Origin of the sequence: Leptospira interrogans (assembly GCF_900156205.1) — a bacterium.
In the GTDB taxonomy this organism is placed as follows: Bacteria; Spirochaetota; Leptospiria; order Leptospirales; family Leptospiraceae; genus Leptospira; species Leptospira interrogans.
The window spans coordinates 177,247-190,884 of the sequence record NZ_FTNA01000004.1; the positions used below are offsets into that span (position 1 = coordinate 177,247).

13 protein-coding genes are annotated in these 13,638 nt (G+C 35.3%); 7 read left to right on the plus strand and 6 right to left on the minus strand.

Features of this window, described 5'->3' with window-relative positions; translation table 11 throughout:
* The first annotated feature begins 342 nt into the window (after positions 1-342).
* The 3 genes from BW942_RS05135 to BW942_RS05150 all read left to right on the plus strand — a co-directional run bounded on the left by BW942_RS05135 (position 343) and on the right by BW942_RS05150 (position 2,859).
* Positions 343-759: an Hsp20/alpha crystallin family protein gene (locus tag BW942_RS05135; protein WP_001001876.1), complete on the plus strand. Its 417-nt coding sequence runs from the start codon at positions 343-345 to the stop codon at positions 757-759.
* Between the two features lie 20 nt (positions 760-779).
* The gene (locus tag BW942_RS05140) at positions 780-1,172 is read left to right on the plus strand and encodes an Hsp20/alpha crystallin family protein (RefSeq protein WP_000180222.1); all 393 of its coding nucleotides are present in this window, start codon (positions 780-782) and stop codon (positions 1,170-1,172) included.
* Positions 1,173-2,511: 1,339 nt separating this feature from the next.
* The gene (locus BW942_RS05150; protein WP_001967857.1) at positions 2,512-2,859 is read left to right on the plus strand and encodes a DMT family protein; all 348 of its coding nucleotides are present in this window, start codon (positions 2,512-2,514) and stop codon (positions 2,857-2,859) included.
* Positions 2,860-2,893: 34 nt separating this feature from the next.
* On the opposite strand, the gene BW942_RS05155 is transcribed toward BW942_RS05150, so the two are convergent.
* The 6 genes from BW942_RS05155 to BW942_RS05180 form a co-directional block, all read right to left on the minus strand.
* Positions 2,894-3,670, minus strand: coding sequence for a nucleotidyltransferase domain-containing protein (locus BW942_RS05155; protein ID WP_000602773.1), 777 nt, complete (start codon positions 3,668-3,670; stop codon positions 2,894-2,896).
* Positions 3,671-3,825: 155 nt separating this feature from the next.
* Positions 3,826-4,419, minus strand: coding sequence for an SCO family protein (locus BW942_RS05160; protein WP_000664419.1), 594 nt, complete (start codon positions 4,417-4,419; stop codon positions 3,826-3,828).
* Positions 4,420-4,764: 345 nt separating this feature from the next.
* Positions 4,765-5,796 carry a multicopper oxidase domain-containing protein gene (locus BW942_RS05165; RefSeq protein WP_000931517.1) on the minus strand — a complete coding sequence of 344 codons (1,032 nt, stop codon included), beginning with the start codon at positions 5,794-5,796 and terminating at the stop codon, positions 4,765-4,767.
* Positions 5,783-6,097, minus strand: a complete 315-nt coding sequence (locus BW942_RS05170) for a PLDc N-terminal domain-containing protein (RefSeq protein WP_000438555.1) — start codon at positions 6,095-6,097, stop codon at positions 5,783-5,785. Before BW942_RS05170 ends, BW942_RS05165 begins: the two co-directional genes overlap by 14 nt.
* A 40-nt stretch (positions 6,098-6,137) precedes the next feature.
* A complete protein-coding gene (locus BW942_RS05175) occupies positions 6,138-8,159 on the minus strand; it encodes a right-handed parallel beta-helix repeat-containing protein (RefSeq protein ID WP_000698486.1) in 2,022 nt (673 codons plus the stop codon).
* 98 nt (positions 8,160-8,257) lie between these two features.
* Positions 8,258-8,446, minus strand: a complete 189-nt coding sequence (locus BW942_RS05180) for a hypothetical protein (protein WP_000027434.1) — start codon at positions 8,444-8,446, stop codon at positions 8,258-8,260.
* Between BW942_RS05180 and BW942_RS05185 the strand changes: the two genes are divergently transcribed.
* From BW942_RS05185 to BW942_RS05200, 4 genes are all read left to right on the plus strand, one after another.
* Positions 8,445-9,704 carry a sensor histidine kinase gene (locus BW942_RS05185; protein WP_001016223.1) on the plus strand — a complete coding sequence of 420 codons (1,260 nt, stop codon included), beginning with the start codon at positions 8,445-8,447 and terminating at the stop codon, positions 9,702-9,704. The two genes, BW942_RS05180 and BW942_RS05185, sit on opposite strands and share 2 nt — an antisense overlap.
* A 176-nt stretch (positions 9,705-9,880) precedes the next feature.
* Positions 9,881-10,402, plus strand: a complete 522-nt coding sequence (locus tag BW942_RS05190; RefSeq protein ID WP_001128366.1) for a hypothetical protein — start codon at positions 9,881-9,883, stop codon at positions 10,400-10,402.
* Between the two features lie 15 nt (positions 10,403-10,417).
* The gene (locus tag BW942_RS05195) at positions 10,418-11,254 is read left to right on the plus strand and encodes a penicillin-binding transpeptidase domain-containing protein (protein ID WP_001985936.1); all 837 of its coding nucleotides are present in this window, start codon (positions 10,418-10,420) and stop codon (positions 11,252-11,254) included.
* A 19-nt stretch (positions 11,255-11,273) separates the two neighbouring features.
* Positions 11,274-13,523, plus strand: a complete 2,250-nt coding sequence (locus tag BW942_RS05200; RefSeq protein WP_017855587.1) for a cation:proton antiporter — start codon at positions 11,274-11,276, stop codon at positions 13,521-13,523.
* The last annotated feature ends 115 nt before the right edge of the window (positions 13,524-13,638 follow it).

Sequence of the window (13,638 nt, forward strand, 5' to 3'; positions counted from 1 at the left end):
TTTTTGCAAGTAAAAAGACTCATTCTTGTCGGAACACTTGAATAATGTGCATTTTTTATCCTTCTGATTCTAAAATCTTCTTCAACTTGTGGGGTTGGTTATTGTAAAATGTGGTAGCTCCCACATTTTAGGAATCGATCCCTAAAGTTCCAACCCCGGCTTTTTTCAGAAAAACAAATCATGACCAAACTCACGTTTGTTAAGGTTCCAAATCCCATTTTTTCTTTTTTTAAAAAATTAGCACTTAACAAAAAAGATTGCTAATTTTTTAAAAAAATGCTGGAACTTTTTTTACATTTTAGCACTCTAAGCTTTAGATTGCCAAAATAGGAATAAACAATCATGAATGAATTTAGAATTTTTGAAGACCTTCATAAGTTACAAAACCAGTTTTCCAGTCTTTGGGACCCGTTTTTACTCAATGGTGGAAGCGCTTATCCAGCCTTGAATATATACAAAGGAAACGACTCAGTGACAATTACGGCCCTGATTCCTGGAATCGATCCAGAAAAACTGGAAATCACTGTAAGCGGAAATCAACTTCATCTGAGCGGAGAAGCTGTTACAAACGAACCAAAAACGACTCAAGGCAACAATCGAGTAGAAAGATTCCATGGAAAATTTAGAAGGATTTTGGAACTTCCAACAGAAGTAGATTCCGAAAAAGCCAATGCAGAATTTAGAAATGGAGTTTTGACCCTCACTCTACCGATTCGGGAAAGTGTAAAACCACGTAAGATCCAAATTCAAACCAACTAACAACGATTAGGAGAAATAAAATGACCAATGCAGTTTTGAATGAAAAAAATCATTCCGTCACTTCTGAAGAAACCAAAAAAGAAAGAGTGAGAATTCTCGCTCCCAGAGTAGACATCTATTCCGACGAGGAAAATATCTATCTACTGGCCGACCTTCCAGGTGTAGAAGAAAAAGACGTTCAAGTTCAATTGGAAAAAGACCAACTAATCATCTCTGGAAAAACTTCAAATAAAGATATTCAGGGAGAACTTAGATATTCTGAATTTCGTACAGGAGAATATAAAAGAACATTCACTCTCACAGAATCTGTAGAAGAGGATCGTATCTCTGCGGTTTATAAAAATGGAGTTTTAAATTTGACTCTTCCAAAGAGAAAACCTCTCACTAAAAAAATAGAGGTTCGTTCCGAATAAACTTTATCCGTCGGCGAGTTCATTTTTACAAATTCCGCCGACGGAACTTACTTTTTAAATTTGTTCAAGAGATTAAAATCAATTTCTTGAACACGTTTAACAAATACGCGTTATACTACCTGAAGTCTAAAACCCAACATTTAAACCCCAAATCGTTTTGGGGTTCTTTTTTTATTTATAGCTTGTCTCAAAACCATCCAATGTGGGAACTACTACTAAGATTTAACGATATTACTGATCTCTATAAAATTGAGTACCGTTAATTTTATCACAAAACGCTGGTTCCATGCAAAATATTAAATACTTTATTATATAGTTATGAATAGAACTACTCAAAAGTTCACAAATTACCAAATGCGACTTACTACTCGGACGCATGAAAATAGTACCAAGTTATTAACGGCCTAATTTACGAAAAAATAGTGGCACTTAAAAAATACCGCAAATTTGGAATTTACGGCATTTTAAAGCAAGACCAAAATATTCAAATTTTTGAAACAATCTAACACAAGTATTCTATTCATGCGTCCGAGTAGTAATTTGTAGGAACTACCGCATTTTATTAAAAATTTCTAAAGAATTATCGTGTAAAAATTTTTTGAAGTTTTAGGATAAACTCTGATACTTTTTAATGTAAATTTTAGTTTGCTCTTCTAAGTTCATTCCTCCCTAAAAAATAAAATGTAAACTCTCATGCCTAAGTTCCTTTTTTGAAAAAGGAAAAACCTTTTGGTATTAACGAATCTAAATCTAACCGAAAAATCTTAATAAAAAGTGTGAGTTCCCGCAAATTTTGTCTCATTTCAATAATTTAACGTAAATTCGGTATAACGCGAAAGGGATTGATGCGAGGTCAATAAATTGAAACTAAAGACAATTGTTATATAATGTTTCTTATATACAATTTATTGACCAGAGCTGAAAGCCCGGTCCGCCTTGCCGTAGGCAAGCCGGATTCGCCCAAATTTTCTTATGTCGAACTCACGTTAATTTAGCAATATTTTGAAAAGATTCTTTCTATTCAATTTCTGTATGAGTTCCCACATTGTAGCATATTAGGAATTACGATCACAACTTTTTTAGAAAAAGGGACCATGGATTCCTTACATCGAGCTCACGTTATTATAAAAATTCACAGTATTCAAATTTTATAGAAACCAATAACATCTTTGTCCGAAAAACAGATAACATACAAATTCAAATTAAAAAAACGACAGAACATAAAATCTTATATCTTAATACTTCCACAAAAACGAACTACAGACAAGTAAACAAATTTACTACGATAAAAATTAAATCGGAATTGCCTTTGTGAGAAACCACAAATTCATATTCTTTTATGAAAACATTCTTTCTACTTATATGTTCCAATCTTTTTATGACTTTTGCTTGGTACGGTCATTTAAAATTTTTTCACGGTTGGAGTTTACCTCTTACAATTTTTCTAAGTTGGGGAATTGCACTTTTCGAATATATACTGATGGTTCCCGCAAATAGAATCGGATACAACGAAGAAGGCTACAGCACATTCCAACTCAAGATTCTACAAGAGATCATCACGATTAGTGTATTTATACTATTCGCTTCCTTGGTTTTAAAAGAAAAAATCAAATGGAACCACGCGGTAAGTTTTCTTTTAATCCTGGCCGCGGTAGGATTTGCTTTTTATGATAAAACACATTCCTAGTTACTTGTTAGCCAAACCAAAATGGTTATTACGATTATAAGTTTAGAATTTTCTGAAATCCTAAATCCATTTTTTTGGGATCGGGTTTATGAGCGGGATCAAAACCGGAAACAACCATTTCAAAATGTCGAATCTGAGTTTCAATAAATTCGTTTAAGATGTCTATTCGATTTCCTTCACCCAATTCGGTTCCACTTCTTTTTTTACTCAAAAGTAAATCGATTTCCCTGCGAACGATAGAATCACTTAGAACCGAATCTAAAAGCACTTGAAACTCCATCGGTGGAGAACTTTTCTTTTGTTCCACCCACGCACAGGCTAACAAAGGTCTGAGCACGTAAAAATATTTTTTTACACGCACATGTTCCTGTTTCAGATACTCTTTAAAATTCCCAGTAGCCATATGTAAATAATGATAAACAGTTCCAATCGGAGAAAAATATTCCTTTGAAATATCGAAAAAGATTTCGTAAAAAGTGTCGTTCTTTTTGTAAACGATCGGAGATCGGAGCCATTCGAATAAAACCGGGTTGGACTTATTCATTAGAAAAAAAGATTTTCGCAAATCCCATCCGCTACAGTCCATCAAATCGACAATAGGAATTTCGATCACTTCCCTTCCCGGAAGTACACTTAGATACCATTCGGTTTTATGTTTATAAATAAAACGAATGTCGTAATCGCTATCAATCGACTCAAACCCCCAAGCTCTTGAACCTGATTCAATGGCCAAAAGAATTTCGACGTTGAACTCAGACTCAATCTCGACAAGTCTATCTTGAATTTTCTTTTTAATCTCCGGTAAAATCATTCTTTAAACTTAATCAAGAGTAATGGAAAAATCGAGAATGTACCTATATAGAAAAGCGTTCAAGTATTTTCTCAAACTGATAAAATACTTCTCGATTGTCTTAAGTAAGAAGCAGTCACAAGTAAAACCTTACAATAGTAAAATTAAATTGAATCTTAAAGAAAACGTCTAATTTCTTTAGCGAGAGTCTTTCCGTCCATCCCTCCCGGAAAAGTCATTAAAATCCTACTTTTATCATCTAAAACATAAATAAAAACAGTATGATCCACCGTATATCCTCCTTCCAGCTGAGGCGCGTCGACCTTTTTAGACACGGCCCCAAACGCATTTTGCAAAGAATCTAGTTTAGATTTTTCGCCCGTTAAAGCGACAAGCCTTTCTTCAGGAAACTGTCTTACATATTTTGCAAGTAATGACGGTGTATCTCTTTTCGGATCTACACTAATAAATACTGGAGTTAGATTTTTTCCTTGGTCTCCTAGTTCCTTAACAGCCAAAGACATATCTATCAATGCTCTTGGGCACATATCCGGACAATGCGAAAATCCGAAATAGACTAGTTTCAATTTACCTGGAATTTTGTTTAAAGGAATTCCAAGATTTTGAGTGTTTTTCAAAGTAATCTGAGACCATTCTTCTACAAAAACAGGTTCTTGAATCGAAGATCTTCCTTTCCACGCTTTCCAACCAAAAAACCCAAGTATAATCCCTAAAATTAAAATGGAGATCAATAAAATTCTTTCTTTCAAAATATTTTCCTGAATGTGTATTAGAACATTTTAAACTTAGAGGCAAATCCAACTTTTAGATCCAGAATTTACTTCCTTCAACACTTTCACATCGATACGTGATTTCATTCAGCTGAGTCCGTGTAAAAAATAAGCATCGACCACTTTCGATCTAAAACTTTATACATCAATACAATCTATATAGATCCAAGTTAAAATTACTGAAAAATTAATTTTCTTCCGTTTTTTTATTAAAACGAATGAAGAAATTTTTTGTAGATATGGATTTTTTCAATAGCTCTATTCAAAAAACTTTTTGTTGAGTTCTCATCTACAATTCATTTTATATTAATCACTCACGTTAATCTACACCGCAACGATCCAACCCATAGCCCCCTTCTCCGCCATTTTTGTTTGGTGAGGATGAAACATATACCTTCCTCTTTTTGGAAGAGTGAATTCTAAAATCACCCTTTCTGTTTGCCCCAGAGTAACTACGTCCGTATGATCGTCGGGAATCAATTTAGTCCCAGTTCTAAACACGTCGAATGTCTGAGCGTGTAGATGAAAGGAAGCAACCGGTTCATATTCACACATGTTTGCGATATAAAGACGTACCTTTTGACCTACTGGAACTTTAATCGGATAACGATCGTAAAAACCAGCCATTCCGTTCCAACAAAAAAGATCATTCTTTCCTTTGTCTTCTAGATCCCATCCAGAAAGAATCAGCATAAATTCATGTGCAGGCGGACGACCTCCAGGTGGATCCACGATCAGACCTCCGTAAAGACCTTTTGCCATATGACTAGCCAATGGAGGAACGTGACAATGATACGGATGAAATCCAATCGGACCCGCAGTCAGTTGATACGTTTTTTCGCTACCAACCACTATCGGCTCCCAACCGTCTTCGTTCGGATCATGACTTCCGTGAAAGTGAATCGAATGTGGATGTTCAGAATCGTTTCTAAGAGTGATTTCCATCCTTTGTCCCAGTTTGGCTCGAACCACAGGACCAGGAACTAAACCGTTAAAAGTCCAAGCCTTGACTACTGTATTGTGCGCAACCGTCAAAGGCATTTCTACAATGCTAATATGTTGTTTTAAGATCGGCCCCGAAGAAATTTCTAGATTCTTCAATTCCATCCGATTTAAAAAAGTGGGATCTATATGAAAGGGAGGATGAACCATACTCCCGTAAGAATTATTCCCCGGATTTCCAGGAATGGAAGTTTCTTTGTTAACTCCTACGATCCCAGGTCGTATCTTACAAAGCAGACCACTCTTTTCGTCTCCGATCGAACTAATCCCTGCCCCGGTGGCTAAACCGGCGCTTCCGATTCCGATCCACTTGAGAAACTGTTTACGATTCAACTTCTTTTTAAAATTTAGCAACCGAAGTGACTAAAATGATCAACGCTAAAATCCCGACTCCTCCATAAACGAGTATGTTTTTTAACCAGGAAGGGATCTTAGATCCACCCGCAACCAGATAGGCGCCCGCTCCCAAAATGGGAATTAAAAGGATCGCACCCGTCCAGATAGAACCGATTTTAGAATCTACGTCTTCTCTTTTTACCAGATCCGAAAGAGCCAAAGGTGCAAGAAGTGTATAGAGTATAAACGGAAAGTAATATCCGTAAAAATTGAATAATAAAGCGAAGAATCCGGGGCCGCCTACAACAGTTTGTTCCATAATTTTTCTCCTATAATAATTTCTGAATATTTTAAAATACTTAACTGATCGTTTTGGTTCCAACACCGTTCATCAAAGAAATTCCGGTATAAGCCAAAAGTAAAAAGAATGCAATCAGTCCGCCCCAAACCAAGGTTCTTCTAAACCAGTTGGGATATTTACTTCCGCCTATGATAAGATAAATCGCAGGACTTAAAATTGGCACTAAAATGATCGTTACGATCCAGTAAATCTTTCGGATCCATTCCAAATCCGTTCTATCTTTTAGATCCAACAAGGACATAGAAGTCCAGCAGATATAAATTGCAAACGGAAGTAAAAATCCCAACCAATGATAAAAAAATGGAAAAAGACCGATCGGTTTTACAAGCGTGATCGCGCCCGTAGTAGACGCAGGTTTTCTAGGAACCGTTTTTAAAATCTCTTCCGCTTCTTTGGGAAGTTTCACTTGATTCAAATTCAGATTAAAATCTTCAAAGGCGGTTAACGCAGGTTTTACGGGAGCCGCATTTCCTAAAGGCATATTCAATTGAGGACCTGGAATTGGCTGTTCTTTGTAATTCCCAGAAGGAAATCTTCCGCCAGAAGCCTGAACCATCAGACCAAGAGCACCTAACATCATGGAAAGATCCCCTCCCACAGGAAGTCGAATCCAAGAACCACAACCATTCCATTTTTCTAAAAAAGCAGGAAGTTCGGTTCTATATTCGTTGCCGGAAAAACAATTTCCAGTACTCATAGGACCAACCAAAGTAATATCCGCTCTTCCTGAGTTATAGACTATATTGTCTTGAACTATATTGTTATGAGAAAGCCAAAAATTTTCATCTAAGTTAGGAAGAATTACAATTCCATTGTTTTGATGTTCTATGACTACGTTCTTTCGGATCACATTGGAAAGACCACCCGCGATCAAAATCCCGTTTCCGAAAGATGGATATTCTAAAGCCGCGATCGGAGCCTTAGGATTATTGTTATTATAGACTAAGTTTCCTAAGATCGTAGTTTCTCTTTCGGGAGGAAGTAATTCTCTATCCAAGGTATTCGGCGCAAGACCTACGATATTATTTTTCCAAACGGAACCGATCAGATAAAGTTCTCCTCCCGCATTGGTACCGGAATAACCCAAAGCGTTGTGTTCAGAAACAACGTCATAGATAATCGCCTTACAGGGATAACATTGTCCTATATAAATTCCGGAATCGGGAGAACCGGAAGCGTAAGAATGTTCAATCACTCCGTTTATAGAATCGAACGCATAAATTCCGTAGTCACCGTTATTATGTGCGGTGAGATAAGAACCTCTATATCCTTTTACACCCGTCCAATAAAAGCCGTTTAACGTAGCGTTTCTAGCGGTTAGATTTTCAATTACAACTCCATCGGCTGCGACTACCATGATCCCGTTTCCTCTTTGAAACTGACCGTCTATGATTACTTTATTACGGTCCACTCCTCGAATTGTAATCGAAGGAGTTGTCACAGTCACTTCTTCCAAATAAATACCTTCGCTGATCAAAACGAGATCACCGGGATTTGAGGCATCCACCGCATTTTGAATCGTAGGATACTGAGAAGGAACCTTGCGAGTTGTTCCCGAAAATTGAGAAACGTTTTTCCAAGATTTACCTGATTTTGCGGCAGGGTTATAAGGAACATTTCCTACTACAATATCTCCCACCATTCCATTTTTACCATCTGGAGTTGCATGAAAGGAACAGAAGTAAGGAAAAACACCTTCTTTTGGAAAAGAAACTTTTGTTTTAGTTCCTCGAGACATGACAATATTTCCAAAAGACTTTTCTGTAGACCAATTTTTATCCACTGCAATCGCGTTATGTGGGTTATTTCCTGAATTGATAAATTCTACAATTCCACCGACTGGAATTTTCTGCATCGGAGGAGAAAAAGAATTATCAATCATTAATACGTGTGCAAAACCACTGATCTCATTTTTATTTTCTCCGGAACAAGCCGAAATGAAAATCCCGAAAGAAATTCCAATCCAGAGTAGAACGAACCAATAAACAACTTTTGTAATTTCAAAATTTAGTATTTTCATGAACCCCCCTGGGCTTTAAGGAATTTTATTGTATACTGAATCTGAGGATTGTTCTGAATAGGACTGCACATTTACATTCGATCCAAAGAAGTTATAAGTTATACGGTAAAAATAAACCTTCTCAAACTATCAACGGCTTCAAAATCTATTGTTTTCAGAATAATGAGCACAAGCTCACATATTTCAAAAAACTCAAGACAAAAATAAGATGAGAAAGATTTTTCCGGAACCGAATTAGAACGTTTGTTATTTCGCAATCGGAAAGTTGTAAATGTTTGAATCGACATGAACCATCTTTCTCATTTCGAAAAATTATTTAAACTACACTCTCATCGTTCTATATACTTGAGCGTTTGGAAAAAAAACGTCATACAAATCATTTTGATTTTAGTTTCTTGTTTTGGTTTTTTAATTTATATCCCGAGTGTATATTTAGCTTGGCAACAAGGACTAGGAGAAGTAGTCATCTTAGACACTCTTGCACTTCTTTTAGTATGGTTTCTATTACTACTTCCAAATCGATTCTACAAACCTAAATCTTACTTTTTAGTATCCTTAATTTTTATCTTAGGTTGTTTACTTTATACTAAAATTGGTTTAGGCGGAGCAGGAATTCTTTGGTTATTTTTGGTTCCCGTTTTTTGTGGAATTTTTTTAGGCCGCATTATTACGTTTTGGAGTTATGTAATTACATCTCTTTTCGTTTTTTCAGGAATTTTTTTTATTCATTATAAAATCTGGACCGGATCGATTACTTCCTTTCAAGTTTTTGTAGTAGGAGCTAACTTTACTTTTTTATGCGGGATTCTTACATTTTTAATCTTAGAAATTTTAAATGAAGCTCGAAAACAAAGACACCTATTGTTAACTCACAAAAATACAAATAAAAAACTTCAAAATAAAATTTTCGCTTACACAGAAAAAGAATCAAAACTAATAGAATCTTTAAATTATAAAGAAACTTTATTTAAAGAAATCCAACACAGAGTAAAAAATAATATTCATTTAATTTTAGGAATGTTGAATTTAGATAGAGAAAAAGCAGAATCAGAACTCGCTAAAAAAACGATCGAATCCGCGATTGATCGGATTCAATCGATGGGAATCGTTCAAGAATATTTATTTTTAAACGATTCATACAAAGTAATTCAAACCAAAGAATATCTAGATACATTAGTAAATCATATTTTTCTTTCTTACGGTAGACAGGACGGAAGTATTCAAGTAAATTATAATATAACGGAAGCCTTACTTTCGGTCGACAAGGCAATTCCTTGCGGATTGATTTTAAACGAACTCATGATCAATTCTTTTAAACACGCTTTTCCAGAAAATCGTAAAGGTAAAATTACGGTATCGTTTCAAAAATCGGACTCAGGATATTTCATTTTAGAAATCGCGGATAATGGCATTGGACAAAAATCCGAAAAAAGTAAATCTATGGCAGGGATGAGTCTAATCCAAGCATTTTGCCTTCAATTAAGAGGAGAAATAGAGATAGAAAAGGAAAATGGATTTTTAGTTCGAGTTCGTTTTTTCCCTTAAACGTATAACCTATTTCTATATAAAAAACACAGACTTTATATCATCTACGAAAGCAAAAAAATGCAGGAACGATTGGTTTTAAAGTCGTTTTCTAAAAAGAATTCATACACGATTTAGTTTGTCATTTCTTTGGGGAATTTTTGTATGGATAAACATTCTTTTTTTTGAATTTATCAATGCCCCTAATCAAGAACACGACACGATCATCCTTAGAAATCCTAGATATTGAATTTGAAAGAGAAGTCTATTGGAACCGATTTTTAGAAAGGGCTGGTTTGATCGTAGGATATGGCGCTTATCTGGTTTGTTTTGTAATCGTATTTGGCTTAAAATTAGAATCTGTAAAATATGCTTCCCTATTTTATCTTGGACTTTTTACCAGAGTTTCCAGTCTATTGATCGGAAAGTTTTACGAAATCCCTATAGTATTTCGTAACCTATTCTCAGAAAACAAAACGTTAGTCGCTCTAAGTATAGATTATATACGAATTTACAGAGAAAAAACTTTTAGACGTCTTGCGGCCAACCTATTTGGAATGAACGATTCTTCTACACTCTACAAAGCCAACGAAGAAGAACTTTTAGAAATGCTACGTCCTAAAATGCAAAAACCTTGGAAGAAAGCGGGAAAAATCTATTTTTTCTTTATTTATATTCCAATCGCGTTTGTTCTAATTTGTATTTCTATTTTAATGTGATTGGTTTTAGATTTAGTGAAAAACGGATTCTTAATCTTTTTAGTTATTCTTTCGTTTCTTTCTTGTAAAATTAATTCTTCTAATTATATCCTAAGTACAAAATCTTTTTCCGAAAAAAATCTCAACGGAAACCTCTGTGCGATTTTAATCAATCAAACCACAAACAATAAAATTTACTTTCAAAAAGATGAATGTTTTTATAAAACTCCCCCTTCTTCTTTGTTTCATCCTGTTTTAGCTTTCATTTCTGTAGAAGGAGGTTATCTTAAAGAAAATCAAACCCTTTTTTTCTGGGATAAAACTAGATACCCTTATATTCGTTGGCAAAAAGATCAAAATCTAAAATCTGCTTTGGAATATTCTGTACACTGGTATTTTACAAATTTATGGAATGATATAGGACCGGAAAAAGGAAAATCACTTTTAGAAAAAATAGGAATCTTTCAGATCCCGAATACAAGAAATTCTTTTTGGTCGGACGGCTCTTATACAATTTCACCTTCCGAGTTTGCAGATTTTTTAATGCGACTTCAAGAAATTTCTCCACCTATTCGTAAAAAGACGATTCAAACCGTTTGGGATTTGTTAAAAAGAACTCCTGGCTCATACTCCAATGCAACCGGAATTCACGATCTTTCGGGAGACTGGAACGGAGTGGAAGACTATAGATCCGATTCCGCATTTTATTATACACAAGAAGAAACTAGTTCCTGGTTCTGGGTTTCTTTTCAAAAGTCTAATGTTCGATGGCTCTTACTTACTCGTGTCCGAATTTCGGGAGAAGTTACAAATCCTTTGAAAGCGGCGGAACTCACTTCTAAAATTCTCAAAGACGAATCCATCATTCCTTAAACGATCCTAAAAAATCTGAATGACGAAACAGGAATTCGTTCCTACAATGCCTCCGAACATGAAAAAAATATCGCTATTTTATATTTTTCTAATTTTCTTATTCATTCTGTCCCTAGGTTTTATCCTACAGTCAGGAAAAAATCTGGAACTGGAAAAAGAAAATTTTCATTCTTCCCAGGTTTTATTATCCAAGAAGTATCTAGATAACACACCCAATGAATCTTCAAAGATAAACTTTCCCAGACCAGGTTTTTTAGATTTAGAGGCAATAGTAAAAATTTTTTCCGGACATTTAAAACAACCAATTTCTAGACTTCTACTTCAGTTGATAGTGATCATACTTGCCGCCAGATTTTGCGGTAAACTCGCTACTATTTTAGGACAACCTTCTGTAATCGGAGAAATACTCGCTGGAATCCTTCTTGGACCGTCTCTACTTGGTTTGATTTTTCCGGAGGGGTTTCAACTTTTATTTCCTAAAGAATCTCTTTCCACTCTTCAAATCCTAAGCCAGCTTGGTCTTTTACTTTTTATGTTCGTAGTAGGAATGGAGTTAGATCTAAAAATTCTACGAAACCAAGCAGAGTCTGCAATTGTAATTTCTCACTCAAGCATTATGTTTCCGTTTCTTTTGGGCGCGGGACTCGCTTATTTGATCTATGTACCATTAGCTCCCGAAGGTGTGGATTTTATTGCATTTTGTCTTTTTATGGGAATCGGTATGAGTATCACTGCCTTTCCAGTTCTCGCCAGAATCATTTTAGAAAAAGGTTTAACTAAAACCACGTTAGGCAGCCTTGCCCTCACTGCTGCTGCAGACGACGTGACTGCTTGGTGTGTATTAGCAATTGTAGTTACGATCGTCAACGCAGGTTCTTTTTCCTCCGGGATTTTGATGATCGTAATGTCTCTGACTTATATGTTCGTTATGTGGAAAGGAATTCTTCCTTTGATGAAAAGAGCCGGAAACTTATACACCACCAAAGAATCCATGACAAAATCGATCACTGCGTTTTTCTTTTTATTCATTTTTATTTCTGCTTGGATTACGGAAGCGATTGGAATCCACGCTCTTTTTGGTGCATTTTTAGCCGGAGTCGTAATGCCGGATAAAAAGGAACTCAGAAACAATCTGGTGGAAAAAATTGAAGACTTTAGCCTTACCGTTTTACTTCCTCTTTTTTTCGCATTTACCGGACTGAGAACTAAATTCGGCCTTTTGTCAAGTTCTGGATTATGGCCCGTTTTTTTCCTAATTCTTTTCGTAGCCGTCTTAGGAAAGTTAGGTGGAAGCGCCATCGCTTCTCGTTTATCCGGTAAAAGTTGGATGGATTCTTTTTCGATTGGAATCCTTATGAATACCAGAGGCCTTATGGAGTTGATTGTACTCAATATAGGTTACGATTTAGGAGTACTATCGGAAGAAATTTTTTCGATGATGGTACTTATGGCCCTTACTACAACGGTTATGACTGGTCCCGGACTTAAACTGATAGAGCTTTTTTTTACAAAACGAGATACTATTGTAAAACCAACTTTGAATTCAGGAATTCTAATCTCCTTTGCCCAACATACGAGAGGTTTAGAACTATTAAAGATTGCTTATGGACTTTTTCCAGAAAAAAAGAAAGAAAGAAACGTTACAGCAGTTCATTTATCTCCTGATTCTAATATTTCTGAATCTCACGCGGAAAAATACGAATCCTTGAGTTTTACTCCTCTGAAAGAACTTTCAAAAGATTTAAATGTAAATCTGAGTACAATTTATAAAACTTCTACGAATATTACTAAGGACATTGTTCGAATCGTAAACGAAGGAAATTATAAATTACTTTTGATTGGTGCAGCGCGTTCTTTTTTTTCGGATGATATTTTAGGCGGAAAAATTAGAACTATACTAAATGAAACAAATTGTAATACTGGAATTTTATTCTCATCCCAATTGCAAGACATCAAAAATATACATATCTTATTTGGTAGAGAAAAAGATTTGGAACTTCTTCAAATCGCAAAAAGACTGGCGGCAAACTACAATTCTAGATTGTCGATCGTAGATTTGAACGGATCTACAAACCAACCTCAAATTAAGCAAAGTCTCAAAAAAGAAAAAGTAAAAATCCTAACTCCAGTAGATTGGAAACAATTCGATTTGATTCTCTGTGATTTGGATATATGGGAGAATCATTCCGAATTCAGAGTAGACGAACTTCCTCAAGGTGGAGGACTTCTTTTAATCCGTTCTACAGACGGTTTTATAATCGAAGCTTGATTTTAATTTTATCGGGGTATTTATTACAAATTTATAATTTGCCTAAGATTTAGTTTTTTAATCTGAGTCGAACTCTTAAAAACGTTTTGAGTAGACATAAAAAATAAAGATTAAA

Coding starts and splice junctions, on each gene's coding strand:
- BW942_RS05135 (WP_001001876.1), top strand. CDS start 343: ATGAATGAATTTAGAATTTTTGAAGACCTTCATAAGTTACAAAACCAG.
- BW942_RS05140 (WP_000180222.1), top strand. CDS start 780: ATGACCAATGCAGTTTTGAATGAAAAAAATCATTCCGTCACTTCTGAA.
- BW942_RS05150 (WP_001967857.1), top strand. CDS start 2,512: ATGAAAACATTCTTTCTACTTATATGTTCCAATCTTTTTATGACTTTT.
- BW942_RS05155 (WP_000602773.1), bottom strand. CDS start 3,670: ATGATTTTACCGGAGATTAAAAAGAAAATTCAAGATAGACTTGTCGAG.
- BW942_RS05170 (WP_000438555.1), bottom strand. CDS start 6,097: ATGGAACAAACTGTTGTAGGCGGCCCCGGATTCTTCGCTTTATTATTC.
- BW942_RS05175 (WP_000698486.1), bottom strand. CDS start 8,159: ATGAAAATACTAAATTTTGAAATTACAAAAGTTGTTTATTGGTTCGTT.
- BW942_RS05185 (WP_001016223.1), top strand. CDS start 8,445: ATGAACCATCTTTCTCATTTCGAAAAATTATTTAAACTACACTCTCAT.
- BW942_RS05180 (WP_000027434.1), bottom strand. CDS start 8,446: ATGTCGATTCAAACATTTACAACTTTCCGATTGCGAAATAACAAACGT.
- BW942_RS05190 (WP_001128366.1), top strand. CDS start 9,881: ATGCCCCTAATCAAGAACACGACACGATCATCCTTAGAAATCCTAGAT.
- BW942_RS05200 (WP_017855587.1), top strand. CDS start 11,274: ATGACGAAACAGGAATTCGTTCCTACAATGCCTCCGAACATGAAAAAA.